This is a genomic window from Winslowiella iniecta (assembly GCF_001267535.1).
Classification (GTDB): Bacteria; Pseudomonadota; Gammaproteobacteria; order Enterobacterales; family Enterobacteriaceae; genus Erwinia; species Erwinia iniecta.
Map to the genome: position 1 here is coordinate 1 of NZ_JRXE01000091.1, position 217 is coordinate 217.

A 217-nucleotide genomic window follows, 5' to 3' on the forward strand; every position below is an offset into this window, starting at 1 on the left:
GGAAAGTAAAATCATGACCACTATTAATACCAACAACATCAACCTGAATGCCGCGTCTGAAGTGAAATCAGGTGATACCGAATATCTGAGCGCAGGTAAGAACACCTCGCTGATGGGCACCGCAATGGTAACGATGGAAAACATCATGCTGCTGTTCACCGAACTGGCGAATGCCAAGTTTGATCAGATGAGCAAGAAGACCGAAGTCTCCCGTGAT

General features: G+C 46.5%; 1 pseudogene. It reads left to right on the forward strand.

Annotation, left to right across the window (positions count from 1 at the left end):
* Positions 1–13: 13 nt before the first annotated feature.
* A pseudogene (locus NG42_RS21740) lies at positions 14–217 on the forward strand (hypothetical protein); the annotation flags it as partial.